General features: G+C 54.3%; 17 protein-coding genes. 5 read left to right on the forward strand and 12 right to left on the reverse strand.

The features are described from left to right. Positions 1-7 precede the first annotated feature (7 nt). The 3 genes from sdhA to sdhC are packed head-to-tail and all read right to left on the reverse strand — an operon-like array spanning position 8 to position 2,504. Complete coding sequence (gene sdhA, locus WCT94_RS07590; protein WP_336868908.1) at positions 8-1,774, reverse strand: succinate dehydrogenase flavoprotein subunit; 1,767 nt, start codon at positions 1,772-1,774, stop codon at positions 8-10. Beyond that, on the reverse strand, positions 1,774-2,121 hold the full coding sequence (sdhD, locus tag WCT94_RS07595) for a succinate dehydrogenase membrane anchor subunit (RefSeq protein WP_010284997.1): 348 nt from the start codon (positions 2,119-2,121) through the stop codon (positions 1,774-1,776). The genes sdhA and sdhD overlap by 1 nt, the downstream gene beginning before the upstream one ends. Further along, positions 2,115-2,504 carry a succinate dehydrogenase cytochrome b556 subunit gene (gene sdhC, locus WCT94_RS07600; RefSeq protein WP_015839512.1) on the reverse strand — a complete coding sequence of 130 codons (390 nt, stop codon included), beginning with the start codon at positions 2,502-2,504 and terminating at the stop codon, positions 2,115-2,117. Before sdhC ends, sdhD begins: the two co-directional genes overlap by 7 nt. A gap of 653 nt (positions 2,505-3,157) precedes the next feature. On the opposite strand from sdhC, the gene WCT94_RS07605 reads away from it, so the two are divergent. Next, complete coding sequence (locus WCT94_RS07605; protein ID WP_336868909.1) at positions 3,158-4,444, forward strand: citrate synthase; 1,287 nt, start codon at positions 3,158-3,160, stop codon at positions 4,442-4,444. Between the two features lie 176 nt (positions 4,445-4,620). Here the strand turns inward: WCT94_RS07605 and nei are convergent, their stop codons facing one another. The 9 genes from nei to WCT94_RS07650 form a co-directional block, all read right to left on the reverse strand. Then, positions 4,621-5,412, reverse strand: a complete 792-nt coding sequence (gene nei, locus WCT94_RS07610; protein ID WP_336868910.1) for an endonuclease VIII — start codon at positions 5,410-5,412, stop codon at positions 4,621-4,623. Positions 5,413-5,455: 43 nt separating this feature from the next. Next, positions 5,456-6,103 carry a pyroglutamyl-peptidase I gene (gene pcp / locus WCT94_RS07615; RefSeq protein WP_336868912.1) on the reverse strand — a complete coding sequence of 216 codons (648 nt, stop codon included), beginning with the start codon at positions 6,101-6,103 and terminating at the stop codon, positions 5,456-5,458. Between the two features lie 30 nt (positions 6,104-6,133). Beyond that, positions 6,134-6,871: a 5-oxoprolinase subunit PxpA gene (pxpA, locus tag WCT94_RS07620; protein WP_336868914.1), complete on the reverse strand. Its 738-nt coding sequence runs from the start codon at positions 6,869-6,871 to the stop codon at positions 6,134-6,136. Then, positions 6,861-7,805: a 5-oxoprolinase subunit PxpC gene (pxpC, locus tag WCT94_RS07625; protein WP_336868915.1), complete on the reverse strand. Its 945-nt coding sequence runs from the start codon at positions 7,803-7,805 to the stop codon at positions 6,861-6,863. Before pxpC ends, pxpA begins: the two co-directional genes overlap by 11 nt. Next, the gene (gene pxpB, locus WCT94_RS07630) at positions 7,799-8,455 is read right to left on the reverse strand and encodes a 5-oxoprolinase subunit PxpB (protein WP_336868918.1); all 657 of its coding nucleotides are present in this window, start codon (positions 8,453-8,455) and stop codon (positions 7,799-7,801) included. Before pxpB ends, pxpC begins: the two co-directional genes overlap by 7 nt. 155 nt (positions 8,456-8,610) lie before the next feature. Next, a complete protein-coding gene (locus WCT94_RS07635; protein WP_336868919.1) occupies positions 8,611-9,354 on the reverse strand; it encodes a type 2 GTP cyclohydrolase I in 744 nt (247 codons plus the stop codon). Further along, complete coding sequence (gene phrB / locus WCT94_RS07640) at positions 9,347-10,840, reverse strand: deoxyribodipyrimidine photo-lyase (protein WP_336868920.1); 1,494 nt, start codon at positions 10,838-10,840, stop codon at positions 9,347-9,349. Before phrB ends, WCT94_RS07635 begins: the two co-directional genes overlap by 8 nt. 21 nt (positions 10,841-10,861) lie before the next feature. Beyond that, positions 10,862-11,821 (reverse strand): YbgA family protein, encoded by a 960-nt coding sequence (locus WCT94_RS07645; RefSeq protein ID WP_336868922.1) that lies wholly within the window; start codon positions 11,819-11,821, stop codon positions 10,862-10,864. A gap of 289 nt (positions 11,822-12,110) precedes the next feature. Then, entirely contained in the window at positions 12,111-12,317 is a 207-nt protein-coding gene (locus tag WCT94_RS07650; protein WP_010299142.1) for a YbfA family protein, read from the reverse strand. A gap of 422 nt (positions 12,318-12,739) precedes the next feature. On the opposite strand from WCT94_RS07650, the gene kdpF reads away from it, so the two are divergent. From kdpF to kdpC, 4 genes are read left to right on the forward strand one after another with little or no spacing between them, the layout of a single operon-like run. After that, positions 12,740-12,829, forward strand: coding sequence for a K(+)-transporting ATPase subunit F (gene kdpF / locus WCT94_RS07655; protein WP_180742370.1), 90 nt, complete (start codon positions 12,740-12,742; stop codon positions 12,827-12,829). After that, positions 12,829-14,517, forward strand: coding sequence for a potassium-transporting ATPase subunit KdpA (kdpA, locus tag WCT94_RS07660; protein ID WP_336868924.1), 1,689 nt, complete (start codon positions 12,829-12,831; stop codon positions 14,515-14,517). The genes kdpF and kdpA overlap by 1 nt, the downstream gene beginning before the upstream one ends. A gap of 15 nt (positions 14,518-14,532) precedes the next feature. After that, entirely contained in the window at positions 14,533-16,677 is a 2,145-nt protein-coding gene (gene kdpB, locus WCT94_RS07665; RefSeq protein WP_336868925.1) for a potassium-transporting ATPase subunit KdpB, read from the forward strand. A gap of 19 nt (positions 16,678-16,696) precedes the next feature. Then, positions 16,697-17,272 (forward strand): potassium-transporting ATPase subunit KdpC, encoded by a 576-nt coding sequence (gene kdpC / locus WCT94_RS07670; protein WP_336868927.1) that lies wholly within the window; start codon positions 16,697-16,699, stop codon positions 17,270-17,272. The last annotated feature ends 239 nt before the right edge of the window (positions 17,273-17,511 follow it).

Consider the following 17,511-nt stretch of genomic DNA (forward strand, 5'->3'; position numbering starts at 1 on the left):
TCCGCAATTAATAAGTACGTATTTTCGGCGGGAACGCCGGACGCAGTTTAGGCTGCATGTTCACCTCACGGCGCGTCATGCTGTCGGTTTGCGGCAGATACAACGAATGGCACAACCAATTCTCATCGTCACGTTCTGGGTAATCGAAGCGGCTATGGGCACCACGGCTTTCTGTACGGAAGTTAGCCGAAACCGCCGTTGCATACGCAGTTTCCATCAGGTTATCCAGTTCCAGACACTCAATGCGCTGGGTGTTGAATTCGCTGGATGTGTCATCCAGACGCGCATTTTTCAGGCGTTCACGGATCACTTTCAGCTCTTCCAACCCTTTCGCCATCGCATCACCTTCGCGGAAGACCGAGAAGTTATTCTGCATACAGGATTGCAACGCCTTGCGGATTTCCACCGGATCTTCACCAGAACGAGTATTGTTCCAACGATTCATGCGGTCGAGCGACGCTTCAATATCGGATTCACTGGCATCACGGCTTTCGCCCTGCTCTTCCAGAGACTCTTGCAGATGAATACCCGCCGAGCGACCAAATACCACCAGGTCGAGCAGCGAGTTACCGCCCAGACGGTTGGCACCATGAACCGAGACGCAGGCAATTTCACCCACGGCGAACAGCCCTGGAATCACCACGTCTTCGCCTTTCTCATTCACCGTCAGCGCCTGGCCGCTCACTTTGGTCGGAATACCGCCCATCATGTAGTGGCAGGTTGGAATAACTGGAATCGGCTCTTTCACCGGATCGACGTGCGCAAACGTGCGGGACAGCTCCAAAATACCCGGCAGACGGGATTCCAGAACATCTTTACCCAGATGGTCCAGCTTCAGCTTGGCGTGTGGTCCCCACGGGCCATCGCAGCCACGGCCTTCACGAATTTCGATCATGATAGAACGCGCAACCACGTCACGGCCCGCCAGATCTTTCGCGTTCGGCGCGTAGCGTTCCATGAAACGTTCACCGTGCTTGTTCAGCAGGTAGCCGCCTTCACCACGACAGCCTTCGGTCACCAGCACACCCGCGCCAGCAATACCGGTCGGGTGGAACTGCCACATTTCCATATCTTGCAACGGAACGCCGGCACGCAATGCCATGCCTACGCCGTCACCTGTATTAATGTGTGCGTTGGTCGTGGATTGATAGATACGGCCTGCGCCACCGGTTGCCAGCACAGTCGCTTTCGCTTTGAAATAAACGACTTCACCGGTTTCGATACAGATCGCCGTGCAGCCGACTACTGCGCCATCCTGATTCTTCACCAGATCGAGGGCGTACCACTCGGAGAAGATAGTCGTATGGTTTTTCAGGTTCTGCTGATACAGCGTATGCAGCAGCGCATGGCCAGTACGGTCAGCGGCAGCTGCGGTACGCGCGGCCTGCTCGCCGCCAAAATTCTTGGACTGACCGCCGAACGGACGCTGATAAATGCGACCATCGTCCAGACGGGAAAACGGTAAACCCATGTGTTCCAGTTCCAGAATCGCTTCCGGGCCGGTTTTACACATATATTCAATCGCGTCCTGATCACCAATGTAATCTGACCCTTTTACGGTGTCATACATGTGCCATTCCCAGTTATCTTCATGGGTGTTACCCAGCGCAACGGTAATACCACCCTGCGCAGAGACAGTATGGGAACGGGTTGGGAACACTTTCGATAACAGGGCGCAGGACAGGCCCATTTGGGAGATTTGCAGCGCGGCACGCATACCTGCGCCACCCGCACCAACAACCACTGCATCAAATTCTCTGACTGGCAAATTCATCACGCACCCCACACCACAATAGTTCCATAAATGACGTACACCAACAGCGCCACGACAATCGCTAACTGTAAAGTCAGGCGTAAGGCCAGCGGTTTAATGTAGTCGGTCAGCACTTGCCACATCCCTATCCAGGCATGAACCAGAATGGAAAATAACGTTAGCAGTGTGAATACTTTGGTGAGAGCCATCGCGAAGAAACCACGCCAGATTTCATACGTGATATCGCCAGCTGTAGCAATAAAACCAATAATATAAATTACATACAGAACAATGACGATGGCGGAAGCGCGAATCAGTAACCAATCGTGTACGCCATTGCGTCCTAACGCAGAAGCATTGCTTACCATACGAGGACTCCAGCCAGAATTGAAAGCACGACAGTAATAATAAAGGAGATATTTGCAGAACGCTTACCTGCGGCAAGATCTTCTTCTATATAGCCAAAATCCATCAAGAGATGACGTAAACCACCAACAATGTGATAAGCCAACGCAACGAGGATGCCCCAAACGATAAATTTGACGATGAAGCTATCCATAATTTCCGCAGCACGCAGGAACCCTTCCTCTGAAGAAAGAGAAGTGCCCAACAGCCACAGTAAAATACCGACAGCGACAAAGGTGATAACGCCGGAGACGCGGTGAAGAATAGATGCTATCGCAGTAACGGGAAACTGGATCGTCTGCAATTCCAGATTGACAGGTCTTTGTTTTTTCACGGATTTGCCCACACAGCTTTTATTATTGTTTCTTCCTCCGGGCCTGATGTGAGGTCAGACAGTATGAAAGTTGCAGCCCTGAAGAGTGGGTTTACGATACGCGCTCAAACATCGACATTCCGGTGTCTAAACAGCGCATGATCCTTTCATACTGGGTGCTCCTACTGCAGGGTGATTCCGGAGACCTGGCGGCAGTATAGGTCCTTCACATTCCTATTACAATTCCCATACAAACTGTTTGGTGACATTTGCCCCGAACAGTGATTTAGATCACGAATTTCACAATTTATATAAAATTAATTATCTGATTTGACAAAAGTTCAACATTTCAATTACAACTAGGGGATTGAGTTCCTTATGATGTGTTAAAGCACACGGCGACACTTCCACACTGGCGTAACTTGTGTAACAGTGGGGAGAGAGTCCACGTAAAAGTCATAGGTAATGACTAGAATCTATTCAGAGCGCAACTCATTATCTGAATATTGTTAATTACCTGGAGAACGAATTTTTCATCCTGAATGCGGCAATCCGCCTTACTCTGTATCCTATTTGACGACGGTGTCACGACAGAGTTTCATCGGCCATTTTCTTTGCCGGTGCACAGGCATGACGGTATTTCTTCAGTGAAAATTTTTAAAATTAAAGCGCTAAGGAGACTGTAAATGGCTGATAAAAAAGCAACACTTACTCTAGAAGGTAAAGAACCAATTGAGCTAAATGTCCTATCCGGCACTCTAGGACATGATGAGATTGATATTCGTCCCCTCGGTTCTAAAGGTTACTTCACATTTGACCCCGGTTTTACCTCTACTGCATCTTGCGAATCAAAGATTACCTATATCGACGGTGACGAAGGCATTCTGCTGCACCGCGGCTTCCCAATTGCCCAACTGGCTGAAAAGTCTAATTATCTTGAAGTATGTTACATCCTGCTGTTCGGTGAAGTCCCGACGGTAGAACAGTATGAAACCTTCAAGACAACCGTGACGCGCCACACCATGATCCATGAGCAGATTACCCGTCTGTTCCACGGTTTCCGTCGCGATTCACACCCAATGGCCGTATTGTGCGGTGTGACTGGCGCGCTGGCGGCGTTCTACCACGATTCACTGGACATTAACATTGAGCGCCACCGTGAAATCGCGGCCTACCGCCTGCTGTCCAAAATGCCGACCGTCGCGGCAATGTGCTACAAATATTCACTGGGTCAGCCGTTTGTTTATCCGAAAAACAACCTGTCCTATGCGGGTAACTTCCTGCACATGATGTTCTCTACGCCTTGCGAAGAATATGTTGTGAATCCGGTGCTGGAACGCGCCATGGACCGTATTCTGATCCTGCATGCCGATCACGAACAAAACGCCTCAACCTCTACCGTACGTACCGCTGGCTCTTCTGGCGCGAACCCGTTTGCCTGTATCGCCGCGGGGATCGCCTCGCTGTGGGGACCGGCGCACGGCGGCGCGAACGAAGCCTGTCTGCGTATGCTGGAAGAGATCAGCAGCGTGGAACACATCCCGGCGTTTATCGAACGTGCAAAAGACAAGAACGACTCCTTCCGCCTGATGGGCTTCGGCCACCGCGTGTACAAGAACCACGATCCACGCGCCAAAGTCATGCGTGAAACCTGCCACGAAGTGCTGAAAGAGCTGGGCAGAAAAGACGATCTGCTGGAAGTGGCGATGGAGTTGGAGCATATTGCGCTGAACGACCCGTACTTCATTGAGAAGAAACTGTACCCGAACGTGGACTTCTATTCAGGTATCATCCTGAAAGCAATGGGTATTCCATCTTCCATGTTTACGGTTATCTTCGCGATGGCGCGTACCGTGGGCTGGATTGCGCACTGGAACGAAATGCACGACGACGGCATCAAGATTGCCCGTCCGCGTCAGCTGTATACTGGCTATGACAAACGTGACTTCGCGTCTAATCTGAAGCACGATTAATCTATTCAGTATCTACATAAAAAGGCCGGACTTTCCGGCCTTTGTTTTTTTACCTCATACTGAGATTTATCTAGATTGGAATACGGAAATCAGTACTGAGAGAACCATCCCTAATATCATTTCTATTACTCACACGAAATCCTTTTCAATTAATCTAAAAAATGGCACGTCTTCCTTTATTTCTGGCAGTGCGGGCACCAATAGAACGGGCGTGATGACAGCATCGTTCTTTCGATGATTCCGCCGCAGCGCTCACAGCTTTCCCCTTCACGATGAAAAACCTTGAACGAGAAAATTGCGCCATGATGGTGGTTTTCATCAACGGTGCCGCGCGTGTTGTAGGATAGCCGGGGAATCTCCAGTAGCGCCTGACTTAACATCTGCAACTGTTCCTCATTCAGCTCTGCTGCCGTGTGTTGCGGCGCCAGCTGTGCCTGCCAGAGAATCTCGACGCGCAGGTAATTCCCCAGTCCCGCAAGAAATGCCTGATCCAACAGCAACCCACTAAACTGGCGACGACGAAAACGCGGTAGTAGCAGACGCTCATACACCTGTTCTGGCGTCAGTGAGAGATCCAAGACATCAGGGCCAATACGTTGCAGGAAAGGATGCACGGTGAGCGCCTCCGGCGTCAGCATTTCAATATCGGACGCGCTGTAAAGCAGAATGGCACGATCCTGCGTTTCCAGCCGGACGCGCAAATCCCGCTTCGTTTCCGGCGATTCGCCGGCATTCACCACGCGCCACACGCCATACAGCTGGTTATGGCTATACAGCACCCGATCGTTGCCAAAATAGGTCAGCAGCGCTTTTCCGCGCGTTTCAATCTGCCTGACCTGCTGCCCGACCAATTCCGCCTCGTACGGCTTCAACTCAGGAAACGCAAACCAGACACGCGTCAGCGTTTTTCCCACAACGGCCTCAACCAGCTTATCGGCCGCCCGGCGAATTTCCGGTCCTTCCGGCATACCTTACTCCCTGAAATTCGGACATATTGCGCGATTAACCACTCTAATGCAGCGCGCCCCCCGTCACCGCCACATCCACGTGCTGCACCAGCGACTGCTTGATCATCACTTCCAGCGCCGCCGTGACTAGCGGCGTGGGCATGCTCGGCTCACCGGGATGTCGCGCAGCCTGTTCCGGCGAATAGGGAATGTGAACGAACCCGCCGCGAACCACATCACCCTGTTGGTGCAGATGATGTAAAAGCCCGTACATCACATGGTTGCAGACAAACGTCCCTGCGGTTTGCGACACCGAGGCGGGAATGCCCGCCACACGTAACGCCTGCACCAGCGCTTTCACCGGCAGCGTCGAGAAATACGCCGCTGGCCCCTTTTCGACTACGGGCGTATCAATCGGCTGGTTGCCTCGGTTATCGGCAATACGGGCATCATTAATATTAATCGCCACGCGTTCGACAGAAATATCAGCACGACCGCCCGCCTGCCCCACCGCAATCACCACTTCCGGCTGCCATTCCGCGATGGCACGGTAAAGCTGTTCTAACGACAAATCAAAAACACAAGATAAACGGCAGGCGACCACGCGCGCGCCGCCGACTTCCCGCTGATGAAGCACTTTTACCGCTTCCCATGAGGGATTAATCGCTTCGCCCTCAAAAGGTTCAAACGCCGTGATCAAAACGGTTTTCATCGATTATCCCCGTCCTACAAAAAATAATGATTATGCCGCAGCAACCGTTATCTGGTGCTCGTTAAAGCAGCTACGCAATTTGCGAGCAAACAACAACGCATGTTGTCCATCGCCGTGAATACACACGGTATCCGCCTGCACAGCAACCCAGGAACCGTCGATTGCCCTGACCCGCTGGCGCTGGATCATTTCCAGCGTCTGCGCCAGCGCCAGCTCATCGCTGTTAATCAGCGCCCCCGCCTGAGTGCGCGGTACCAGCGTTCCGTCAGGAAGATAACAGCGATCGGCAAATACTTCCTGACGTGTTTCCAGCCCCAGCCGTTGACCGGCGCGGATTAATTCGCTTCCAGCCAGCCCGACTAAGCGTAACGCCGGATTCACCACTTTCACCGCCTTAGCTATCGCATCGGCCAGCGCCGGTTCACATGCAGCCTGATTGTAAAGCATACCGTGGGGCTTTACGTGCGACAGCGTGCCCCCTTCGGCAGCGACAATCGCGCTGAGCGCGCCAAGCTGATACACCATCTGTGCAAAGACAATTTCCGCAGGTACATTCATTGCCTTACGGCCAAAATTTTCACGATCGGGAAAGCTCGGGTGAGCGCCAAGCGCAACCCCATAGCCGATTCCCCAACGCACTGACTGACGCATGGTTTGCGCATCGCCAGCATGAAATCCACAGGCAATATTGGCAGAGGTCACCAGCTTCAGCAGCGCTTCGTCGTTCTCTCCCCCCTCGCCCAGATCGGCATTCAGATCAATAATCATGCAGCCTCCACGCCAGTTGTTCGAGGTAACGTCGCTGTTCTTCGCCCGCTTTTTGCGCTTGTGCCTGCGTACAGTGAATAAAATGTATCGGTTCGCCGAGCCGGATTTGCGCCAGATGGAACAAATCCGCTTCGATCACCGTCGCAATACGCGGATAACCGCCGGTTGTCTGCGCATCCGCCAGCAGTACGATAGGGTGGCCATTGTGTGGAACCTGCACGACGCCCGGCAGCAGCCCATGTGATGGCAGTTCGCGCGGTTTGTTGCCTGGCAAGGCAGAACGCTGTAGCTCAGCGCCGAGCAAACGGTAGCCCATGCGGTTACTTTGCGGGCTCAACTGCCAGGAGGTGCGCCAGAACAGCTCCCGCATCTCTTCGCTGAATTCCTGATACTCCGGCCCCGGCAATGCCCGCACGCGGTTGCTGAACAACAGCTGCTTAATACCGACTTCCTGCGTCAGTTCACGAGTCGGCGTACCCAGCGGAAGCTCATCGCCGTCCATCAGCAAACGCCCGTCAAATCCCCCAAAGCCGGCTTTCAAATCGGTACTGCGTGAACCGAGCGCCTCCGGCACATCGATGCCACCGGACAGGGCCAGATAGCTGCGCATTCCGTTACGCGGCATACGCATTTTTAACGTTTGTCCCGGCTTCACGGCGAAACGCCAGCCTGTCCAGAGCGGTTTACCATCCAGATCGGCATGGCAGTCTGCACCGGTCAGCGCTACCCAGCAGGCGGTAGTGAATGTTGCGGTAAACTTGCCCAGCGTAATTTCCAGCGCGGCCGCATTCTCTGCGTTGCCCACTAGCAGGTTAGCCATCGTCAGAGCAGGCAGATCGAGCGCGCCTGACTGGCTGATTCCTAAACGACGAAAACCAACACGGCCGCCGTCCTGTACCGACGTATGCAATCCGGCATGGATAACTTTCAGCATATGCCCTCCTTCTGTGGCAGAAACCGAACGTTATCGCCAGGACGCAACAGCGTAGGCGGCATCGTTTGTGGATTAAACAATTTCAATGAGGTGTGGCCAATCAGTTGCCAGCCGCCCGGCGTCGCCAGCGGATAAATCCCCGTCTGTGCCCCACCAATCCCAACCGACCCTGCGGGCACGCGCAGACGCGGTTCGGCACGACGCGGCATATGCAGTTTCTCGTTTAGGCCGCCGAGGTAGGCAAAACCCGGCTGAAAGCCCAAAAAGTAGACCACATACTGTGCAGACGCATGCGCTTCCACAACCTGACGCTCGCTCAGGCCACTGTGAGCGGCAACTTCCGCCAGATCCGGCCCCGCGTCTCCGCCATAAACAACAGGAATGTCGATATCACGTGGCTCAAACACCAGCGATTCACTCTCTTCCCACCAACGCTGCAAGCGTTCAATCGCATCCAACGCCACCTGCTGCGGATTCGCCAGCAGCACCGTCAGGTTGTTCATGCCCGGAATCGCTTCCAGCACCTCTTCATGGTGGTTCAGGCGCTCGGCAAGCCCCCATATCCGCTGCTGGCTCTCCAGCGACATAGGCGGTTCCAGTTCCAGAACGACCGCTCTCTCGCCCAGAAGATAACATCGTGCTCGTTGCAATCTTTCCTCCTGAATCGCGTTTTATCCGTCATGGTGAACATGGCTAAATGATTAGCGTTGCTTACCGATACGTTTTCTTCTCAACAGCTAAGCAACAACGATGCCAACATAAAAAATGCGACATCATTCATGTGCGATGCAGAGACTTTCAGCCATCACGCAGGGTTAGGAATATCAATAAATGTCACATCAAAACCGTGCTGTTCCGCCAGCCACTCACCCAGCGCCCGAATGCCGCCGCGCTCGGTCGCATGGTGCCCGGCAGCGAAGAAGTGCAGCCCCATTTCGCGCGCGATGTGGATGGTTTGCTCAGACACTTCACCGGTAATAAACGCATCGACGCCAAATCGGGCCGCTTGTTCAATAAAGCCCTGACCACCGCCGGTACACCAGGCCACGCGCTGTATCTGTTGCGGTGCATTATCCCCACAATGCAGCACGGTACGCCCCAGCCGCTTTTCTACACGACGACAAAAAGCATCCGCCGTCATGGGCTGCGCCAGCGCGCCATAGGGTACTAGCGGCTCAATCGCCCCCTGAACCTGAATCTCCAGCAGTGCCGCCAGTTGGGCGTTATTCCCCAGTTCAGGGTGTGCATCCAGCGGCAGGTGATAGCCATACAGATTGATATCATTGACCAGCAGCGTTTTCAGCCGATTGCGCTTCATACCACAGACAATCTGCGGTTCGTTTTTCCAAAAATAGCCGTGGTGCACCAGAATGGCATCGGCCTGCTTTTCTACTGCCGCATCCAGCAGCGCCTGTGAAGCCGTTACGCCTGTCACAATACGTTTTACTTCTGCACGCCCTTCAACCTGTAAACCATTCGGCGCATAGTCCTGAAACGTCGCCGTGTTCAGTTTCTCATTAATGATTCTTTCCAGTTCCACATTACGCATACTTACTTTTCTCTTCTCGATCGTTACCCGCCATACCGATATTTTTTGCCGCTTCAAACGCCGCCAGCGTGCTCTGACGCGCGGTTTTGTGGTCGACGATGGGCAGCGGATAGTTCAGTTGATGGTGTTGTTTGTCAGCCCAGCGGTGGGGCTGATGGATATCTTTATCCGGCACGGCAGCTAGCTCTGGCAGCCAGTGACGGATAAACCGACCTTCAGGATCGAAGCGCTCGCCCTGCGTTGTCGGGTTAAAAATGCGAAAATAGGGTGCCGCGTCGGTGCCAGTCGATGCCGCCCACTGCCAGCCGCCGTTATTCGCCGCCAGATCGCCATCCAGCAATTGCGACATAAAGTAGCGTTCGCCTTCGCGCCAATCGATCAGCAAATCCTTGACGAGAAAACTGGCGCAGATCATACGCAGGCGATTGTGCATCCACCCTGTTTCATTCAGTTGACGCATCGCCGCATCCACGATTGGGTAGCCGGTTTTACCCTGTTGCCAAGCGGCTAAATCCTCCGGAGCTTCTCGCCATTTCACCCACTGCGTCCACGCGGTAAACGGACGGTGTTTACACAGCTGCGGCCAGAACACGATCAGGTGACGGTAAAATTCACGCCAGACCAGCTCGTTAAACCAGGTAAACGCCCCGCCTTCACGCCGTTCCAGCATATCCGGGCACTCGGCGCGCAGACGATTAACACATTGGCGCGGCGAGACTATCCCCAGTGCCAGATACGGAGAAAGTTTGCTGGTACCGGGCAGCGCAGGGAAATCCCGCTGTCGGTCGTAATCCTGTACCTGTTCGCGGCAAAAACGGCGCAGTTGCTGCAACGCCGCACGTTCACCGCAGGGGAAATCGTCGCTATCCACGTCGCGCTGCGGATAGCTGAATGGCGTCAGTGCCGTCATGTTATTGAGCGGCTCACCGCGCGCGTCCGGTGCCGGTACGCACGTCGTCTCCGCCTCCAACAGCCGTTTGATAAAGGCCTGACGAAATGGTGTAAACACTTTATACATCTCGCCGTTGCCCGTCAGCACGCTGCCCGGTGGCAGCAACAGGCTGTCATGATAGCCGTGACAAACCACGCTATCTGCCAGCCGATCCTTTACCTGCTTATCACGCAGCCGTTCGTTAATTTCATACTGATGATTGTAGAAAAGGTTGGTGGCCTGCTGTTGCGCACAAAATTGCACCAGCCAGTCAACCGATGCCGCAAAGTCAGCACATTCATGGTAATACAGCGGGATCCCTTTCTCGGCCAGCGCATGCTGCACCGACGTCAGGTTTTCCAGCAGAAAGGCCGCCTGACGCGGCGCCATATCGTGCTTTTCCCACTGCGCAGGCGTCGCGATAAAAACCGCTAACACACTGGCGTTCGGATCCTGACAGGCCGCATACAGCGCCAGATTATCAGTAATGCGCAGGTCGTGGCGCAACCAGACGACATGTGTAACGGCGTGATGTGTAACGGCATGCGTGGTCATGAAACTCCTCGGGCGGTCAAACTAGTGTCCGTAACGCAAGCGTAATGCCTCCGGGTACGGCTCAAAGTAACGCTGTTGAGCCAGATACGCATCGGGGTATTCCGCCATGTAATGTTTCAGCAGCGTGATAGGCGCCAATAGCGGCTGTAAACCTTGCCGATAGCGATCGATAAGCTGCGCCAGTTCCTGCCGCTGTTGCGAATTAAGCTGACGCCGGAAATAGCCCTGCACGTGCATCAGCACATTGGTGTGATTGCGCCGCGTCGCAGGCGTCGACAGCAGCTTCATGAGCCGTTTCCGGTATTCAACAATGTAATCTTCCAGCGATTCCCATTTATCGATTCCCGCAACAAACGGCCCCAGCTCGCGATATTCCGGCTGGGAATGCGCCAGCAGCAGGAGTTTATAGCGGCTATGAAAGGCAATGAGTGCGCCACGGCTCAGCCCGTCTTGCCATAGCTGATTCAATTCGTGTAGCGCATAAACGCGTTCAATAAAATTCTCCCGCAAGCCGGGATCGTGCAGGCGTCCATCTTCCTCAACCGGTAGCCAAGGCATTTGTCGCATCAGCTCCTGCGTAAACAGGCCGACTCCGCTTTTACGCGCATTCTTTTGCCCTTCATCGTAAACCTTCACGCGTTCCATACCGCAGCTTGGCGATTTCGCGCAGACGATATAACCGCATAAGTGCTGAAGCTGGCTGACTTTGTCAGTGGAAAACCCCGCCATCTGCTGGGTGACATCCAGCGGCGAACCATTGCTGGCACGCAGCGTAATGTGGCTTTCCCCTTCTCGCACCAGCCTGAGTGCCGGACGCGGCACTGGCAAACCAATCGCCATTTCCGGGCAGACCGGTTCAAAGCGAAAATAAGGTGCCAGTTGTTCCACGGCAAACGTCAGACGCTTGTGCCCGCCATCAAACCGCACGGGATTACCGAGCAGACAGGCGCTAATACCAACAGGGATGAGTTCGAGCGTCATGATTTATCCTTATACCCGTCATATTTCAAGCTGCATGCACGTTGGCATTCTATAAACCCTCTGACCAGCATAGCGGATTTCACCACGATCCTGTGCAGTCGCAGCGAAGAATAAAGTAATAAATCATGAGATTGGGGAGAAATAACGGCAGAACAGGCAGGAAGGGAAATGGGTAAATCTCGTCAAAACATATTTAAACCGATCCTTCGCCGGTTCATTTTTCGTGTTTATCTGCCATTCCCGTTTTAAGGATACAGCAGATAAACGCGAGAGACCTTATACGCAGGCCTTAATAAAAATCGCAAGCAGCCGCTTCGGACTGCGCCATCCATACCGGCTTATCGCTGGTTTTCAGCCAAACGCGGTGTAAATAGCTGTAAAAACGTGCCCGATCGCGGCGGAACAGCATCACCGGTAACGCCAGCACGCCGATGGCAACCACGGCGGCGCGACGCAGGAGAATACGGTGCAAGGGATAAGTAGTATAAAGCGACATAACGATCCTCCTCTGGGATAAGCGTCCTGATTCAGCGACGCTCTTCATAACGATAAAATAAGAACTGTGACATTGGTTAAAATTTTACCGCCTTTTCTGAAAGTTTACTACTCATCTGACCAGTAAAAGATGAAATAATCGCCAATTTTTCACCATTACGTCATTAAGTTACAATAACGTTAAAAATAAACTTATCATTAGTTAATTTATGGTTTTTAGATTGGATCAATTTATTCCTTCCTCTTGATACCTCCTTCCCACCGCAGACGATGTTGTTGGCACCGCAGCGCCATTACTCTCTCCTACAGTCTACTTTTCAGCCCATTTTTATACTTTTTTTACGCCCGCAGACGGGAAATTTGCACCTTCTTTTCCTATGTTTTCCTACTCTGACGCTGTCTATTTTGTTCTGGAGGTGTGTTGTGACGCTTAGCATCGTCTTAGGCGGCCTGCTCGTGCTGCTGTTACTGGTCTATCTGATTTATGCCTTGTTGAAGGCGGAGGAATTCTGATGGCCGCTGACGCTTTTCTACTGATCTTTGGCCTGCTGCTTACCGTGCTGATCGTCGCTCAGCCGTTGGGCAGCGGGCTGGCCCGTCTGATTGAGGGCGAAACGGGTACGCTTCTGCAAAAGTTTGAAGCAGGAACGGCACGCGTTTTCGCTTTAGATACGACGGAGATGCGCTGGCAGCAGTATGCCGTGGCGATTCTGACGCTTAACCTGATCGGCATTGTCGTCCTGTTTGTCCTGTTAATGGCGCAAGGGCTTCTGCCGCTTAACCCAGAAAATATGCCGGGGCTGTCGTGGCATTTGGCGTTGAACACGGCAATCAGCTTTGTCACCAACACCAACTGGCAGGCTTACAGCGGCGAAAACACGCTGAGCTACCTGAGCCAGATGGTTGGCCTAACGGTACAAAACTTCCTGTCCGCCGCCAGCGGCATCGCCGTCGCTTTCGCGTTAATCCGCGCGTTTTCCCGTCGCTGCGTCGACACACTGGGCAATGCGTGGCTCGATCTGTTTCGCATCACGCTGTACGTGCTGCTGCCGCTATCCCTGCTGCTGGCGCTGTTTTTTGTTAGCCAGGGCGTGCTGCAAAACCTGTTGCCTTATCAGCATTTGACCACGCTGGACGGTGCAGCCCAAACGCTGCCGATGGGGCCCGTTGCCTCACAGGAAGCGATTAAACTGCTCGGCACCAACGGCGGCGGTTTCTTTGGTGCCAACTCGGCTCATCCGTTTGAAAACCCGACCGCGCTGAGCAACATCGTACAAATGCTGGCGATCCTGTTGATTCCTACCGCGCTGTGCTTCGCCTTTGGTAAAGCCGTCAGCGACAACCGTCAGGGCCATGCACTGCTGTGGGCTATGGGACTCATCTTTATCGTCGCGGCAGCCGTGGTGATGAAAATGGAGGTCATCGGTAACCCACATCTGCTGGCATTAGGCGCGGACAGCGCGGCGAATCTGGAAGGTAAAGAGACGCGTTTTGGCGTTCTGACTTCCAGCCTGTATGCCGTTGTCACCACAGCTACCTCGACAGGTGCGGTGAACGCGATGCACGACTCTTTCACGGCGCTTGGCGGCATGGTTCCCATGTGGCTGATGCAGATTGGTGAAGTGGTGTTCGGCGGCGTCGGTTCTGGCCTGTACGGCATGCTGCTGTTCGTTCTTCTGACCGTCTTTATTGCTGGCCTGATGATTGGTCGCTCGCCGGAATATCTGGGCAAAAAGATCGAAGTCTATGAGATGAAGATGACGGCGCTGGCGATTCTTATTCCCCCTGCGTTAGTGCTGCTCGGTACCGCGCTGGCGCTGAGTACGGAAGCCGGACGCAGCGGCATTCTGAACCCCGGCGCGCACGGTTTTAGCGAAGTGCTCTATGCCGTTTCCTCTGCCGCGAATAACAACGGTAGCGCGTTTGCCGGCCTGAGCGTCAACACGCCGTTCTATAACGTGCTGCTCGCTGTCGCCATGCTGCTGGGTCGCTTTGCCGTCATGGTGCCTGTGTTGGCGATCGCCGGTTCGCTGGTCGTGAAAAAACGCCAGCCGGAAAGCAAAGGCTCATTGTCCACCCGCAGTCCGCTGTTTATCGGCATGCTCATCGCCATCGTTCTACTGATTGGCGCACTGACGTTTATCCCTGCACTGGCATTAGGGCCAGTCGCTGAACATTTACAGTTCGGCCTGACTCACTAAGGCTGGAGACTTTTTATGACTCGTCACACGATGAATCATCAGGCAACACAGGAACCGTCCTCTGCCCAGCAGGGCGAGGCTTCCCGCCACGCTGGCAAACGCAAACAGCAAACGCTGTTTGATAGAACATTAATCCGCTCGGCGCTGAAAGATGCGCTGAAGAAACTCGATCCGCGCGTGCAGTGGCGCAATCCGGTCATGTTCGTAGTGTACCTCGGCAGTATGCTGACCACCCTCGTCTGGCTAGCTATTCTGGCCGGTAAAACGGAAGGGAACGCCATGTTTACCGGGCTGGTATCACTCTGGCTGTGGTTTACCGTGCTGTTCGCCAACATGGCCGAGGCGCTGGCGGAAGGCCGCAGCAAAGCACAGGCAAACGCGCTGAAAGGCGTCAAAAAAACCAGTTGGGCGAATAAACTCTCCGCACCGCATCACGATGCCAGTTCGGAATCCGTGCCAGCCGATAGCCTGCGCAAAGGCGATATCGTGCTGGTGAGCGCGGGCGAAACGATCCCATGCGACGGTGAAGTACTGGAGGGTGGTGCGTCCGTCGACGAAAGCGCCATCACCGGGGAATCCGCCCCGGTGATTCGTGAGTCCGGCGGCGATTTCGCCTCCGTCACCGGCGGCACGCGCGTGCTGTCCGATTGGCTGGTGATTCAGTGCAGTGTCAATCCCGGCGAAACGTTCCTTGACCGGATGATTGCCATGGTTGAAGGGGCGCAGCGTCGGAAAACCCCGAATGAAATCGCGCTGACCATTCTGCTGATCGAGCTTACGCTCATCTTCCTGCTGGTCACTGCCACGCTCTACCCATTCTCCTGGTTCGGCGTACAGGCGAATCACAGCGGCGATGTTGTCGGCGTAACTGTGCTTGTCGCCCTGCTCGTCTGCCTGATCCCCACCACCATCGGCGGCCTGCTATCGGCTATCGGCGTGGCTGGGATGAGCCGGATGCTGGGGGCTAACGTGATTGCCACCAGCGGACGTGCCGTCGAAGCAGCGGGCGATATTGACGTTCTGCTGCTGGATAAAACCGGCACCATTACGCTGGGCAACCGTCAGGCTTCGGCTTTCCTGCCTGCGCCGGGTGTGACCGAACAGGCGCTGGCTGACGCCGCGCGTCTTGCCTCCTTAGCCGATGAAACGCCCGAAGGCCGCAGCATTGTAGTGCTGGCGAAACAGCGCTTTAACTTGGCAGATCAGGATCTCAGCTCGCTGGACGCGACTTTTGTCCCCTTTACGGCGCAGACACGCATGAGCGGTGTCAATTTTGGTCAGCGTACCATTCGTAAAGGGGCCGTCGATGCCCTGCGCCGCTACATTGAAGCGAACAACGGCGATTTCCCGCATCAGGTAGAAGAAGCAGTATCTAACGTTGCCCGCAGCGGAGGGACACCGCTGGTCGTTGCGGAAGGCAAGCGCGTGCTTGGTGTGGTGGAACTGAAAGACATCGTAAAAAGCGGCATCAAGGCGCGCTTTGCCGAGCTGCGCAGTATGGGGATCAAAACCGTGATGATCACCGGCGACAACCCGCTCACGGCGGCGGCGATTGCCGCAGAAGCTGGCGTCGATGATTTTCTGGCGGAAGCCACACCGGAAACCAAGCTGGCGCTGATTCGCCAGTATCAGGCCGAAGGTCGACTGGTGGCGATGACCGGCGACGGCACGAACGACGCTCCTGCGCTGGCGCAGGCCGATGTCGCGGTAGCCATGAACTCCGGCACGCAAGCAGCAAAAGAAGCAGGCAACATGGTTGACTTGGACTCCAATCCAACCAAGCTGATTGAGGTCGTACACATCGGTAAGCAGATGCTGATGACGCGTGGCTCGCTGACGACGTTCAGTATCGCCAACGACGTGGCGAAATATTTCGCCATTATCCCAGCGGCTTTTGCTGCCACCTATCCGCAGCTCAATGCGCTCAACGTGATGCAGTTGCACTCCTCCACCTCGGCCATGTTGTCGGCGGTGATCTTCAATGCGCTGATTATTGTGTTTCTGATCCCGCTGGCGCTCAAAGGGATTAGCTATCGACCCATGAGCGCCGCGGCGCAATTAAGCCGCAATCTGTGGATTTATGGTCTTGGCGGGCTGCTGGTGCCGTTCCTCGGTATCAAGCTGATTGATATGTTGCTGACTGGGCTGAATCTGGCTTAAGGACTGACGGGTATACGCTATGCGCTATTTACGTTCCTCTTTGTTTTTATTCTTATTATTGTTGCTGGTTACCGGCCTGTCCTACCCGCTGTTGACAACGGTGCTGGCACAGTGGCTGTTTCCGACTCAGGCAAACGGATCGCTGATTTACCGTGACAATACTGCCGTGGGTTCATCCCTGATCGGGCAGTCATTCAGTCGGGAGGGCTATTTTCAGGGGCGTCCTTCCGCCACGTCAGATGCGCCTTATAACGCGCTGGCGTCCGGCGGTAGCAATCTGGCCGCCAGCAATCCGGCGCTGGACAAACAGTTCGGTGAACGCGCCACGCATTGGCATCAGTTGGTTGGCAATCAGCAGCCGGTGCCCGCTGAATTGTTAACAGCATCCGGCAGCGGATTGGACCCGCAGATTTCCCCAGAGGCCGCACGCTATCAGGCGCTCTACATTGCGCAGGCCAGAGGAATGTCGCTCCAGCAGGTGCAGCAATTGATCGATCGCTTTACCGAAACGAGTAAGCCCGCGTTCATTGGGCAGCCGGCAGTCAATGTCCTGCTGCTGAATCTGGCGTTGGATAAGGAAAAACCCCTGCCTTAATCGGCTGTGCGTTACTATTAATCATTATACGGAACCCCGCTGAGGCTGTAGAGCGGTGGTAATGGGTAGATCGTAAAGACGCTGTGAATACGTCCCTGTACGCTCGGCTTGCGCAGATATGAATCTCATCCCTGAGATTCACCCTTTCAGGGCCGTCGCAAGCGACGTTCAAAAACGTTCCTGACGTTTTTGTCCCTGGCGCAAACGCTTTACTCTTCTATCCCATTACCACCGTTTTC

The organism is Pectobacterium sp. 1950-15 (genome assembly GCF_037136835.1).
Classification (GTDB): Bacteria; Pseudomonadota; Gammaproteobacteria; order Enterobacterales; family Enterobacteriaceae; genus Pectobacterium.

What these genes read in the sequence shown, in the direction of transcription:
- nei (WP_336868910.1), bottom strand. Translation starts at nt 5,412, where the DNA reads ATGCCGGAAGGACCGGAAATTCGCCGGGCGGCCGATAAGCTGGTTGAG.
- pcp (WP_336868912.1), bottom strand. Translation starts at nt 6,103, where the DNA reads ATGAAAACCGTTTTGATCACGGCGTTTGAACCTTTTGAGGGCGAAGCG.
- kdpB (WP_336868925.1), top strand. Translation starts at nt 14,533, where the DNA reads ATGACTCGTCACACGATGAATCATCAGGCAACACAGGAACCGTCCTCT.
- kdpA (WP_336868924.1), top strand. Translation starts at nt 12,829, where the DNA reads ATGGCCGCTGACGCTTTTCTACTGATCTTTGGCCTGCTGCTTACCGTG.
- pxpC (WP_336868915.1), bottom strand. Translation starts at nt 7,805, where the DNA reads ATGCTGAAAGTTATCCATGCCGGATTGCATACGTCGGTACAGGACGGC.
- WCT94_RS07650 (WP_010299142.1), bottom strand. Translation starts at nt 12,317, where the DNA reads ATGTCGCTTTATACTACTTATCCCTTGCACCGTATTCTCCTGCGTCGC.
- WCT94_RS07605 (WP_336868909.1), top strand. Translation starts at nt 3,158, where the DNA reads ATGGCTGATAAAAAAGCAACACTTACTCTAGAAGGTAAAGAACCAATT.
- WCT94_RS07645 (WP_336868922.1), bottom strand. Translation starts at nt 11,821, where the DNA reads ATGACGCTCGAACTCATCCCTGTTGGTATTAGCGCCTGTCTGCTCGGT.
- phrB (WP_336868920.1), bottom strand. Translation starts at nt 10,840, where the DNA reads ATGACCACGCATGCCGTTACACATCACGCCGTTACACATGTCGTCTGG.
- sdhA (WP_336868908.1), bottom strand. Translation starts at nt 1,774, where the DNA reads ATGAATTTGCCAGTCAGAGAATTTGATGCAGTGGTTGTTGGTGCGGGT.
- kdpC (WP_336868927.1), top strand. Translation starts at nt 16,697, where the DNA reads ATGCGCTATTTACGTTCCTCTTTGTTTTTATTCTTATTATTGTTGCTG.
- WCT94_RS07635 (WP_336868919.1), bottom strand. Translation starts at nt 9,354, where the DNA reads ATGCGTAATGTGGAACTGGAAAGAATCATTAATGAGAAACTGAACACG.
- pxpA (WP_336868914.1), bottom strand. Translation starts at nt 6,871, where the DNA reads ATGATTATTGATCTGAATGCCGATCTGGGCGAGGGGGGAGAGAACGAC.
- sdhD (WP_010284997.1), bottom strand. Translation starts at nt 2,121, where the DNA reads ATGGTAAGCAATGCTTCTGCGTTAGGACGCAATGGCGTACACGATTGG.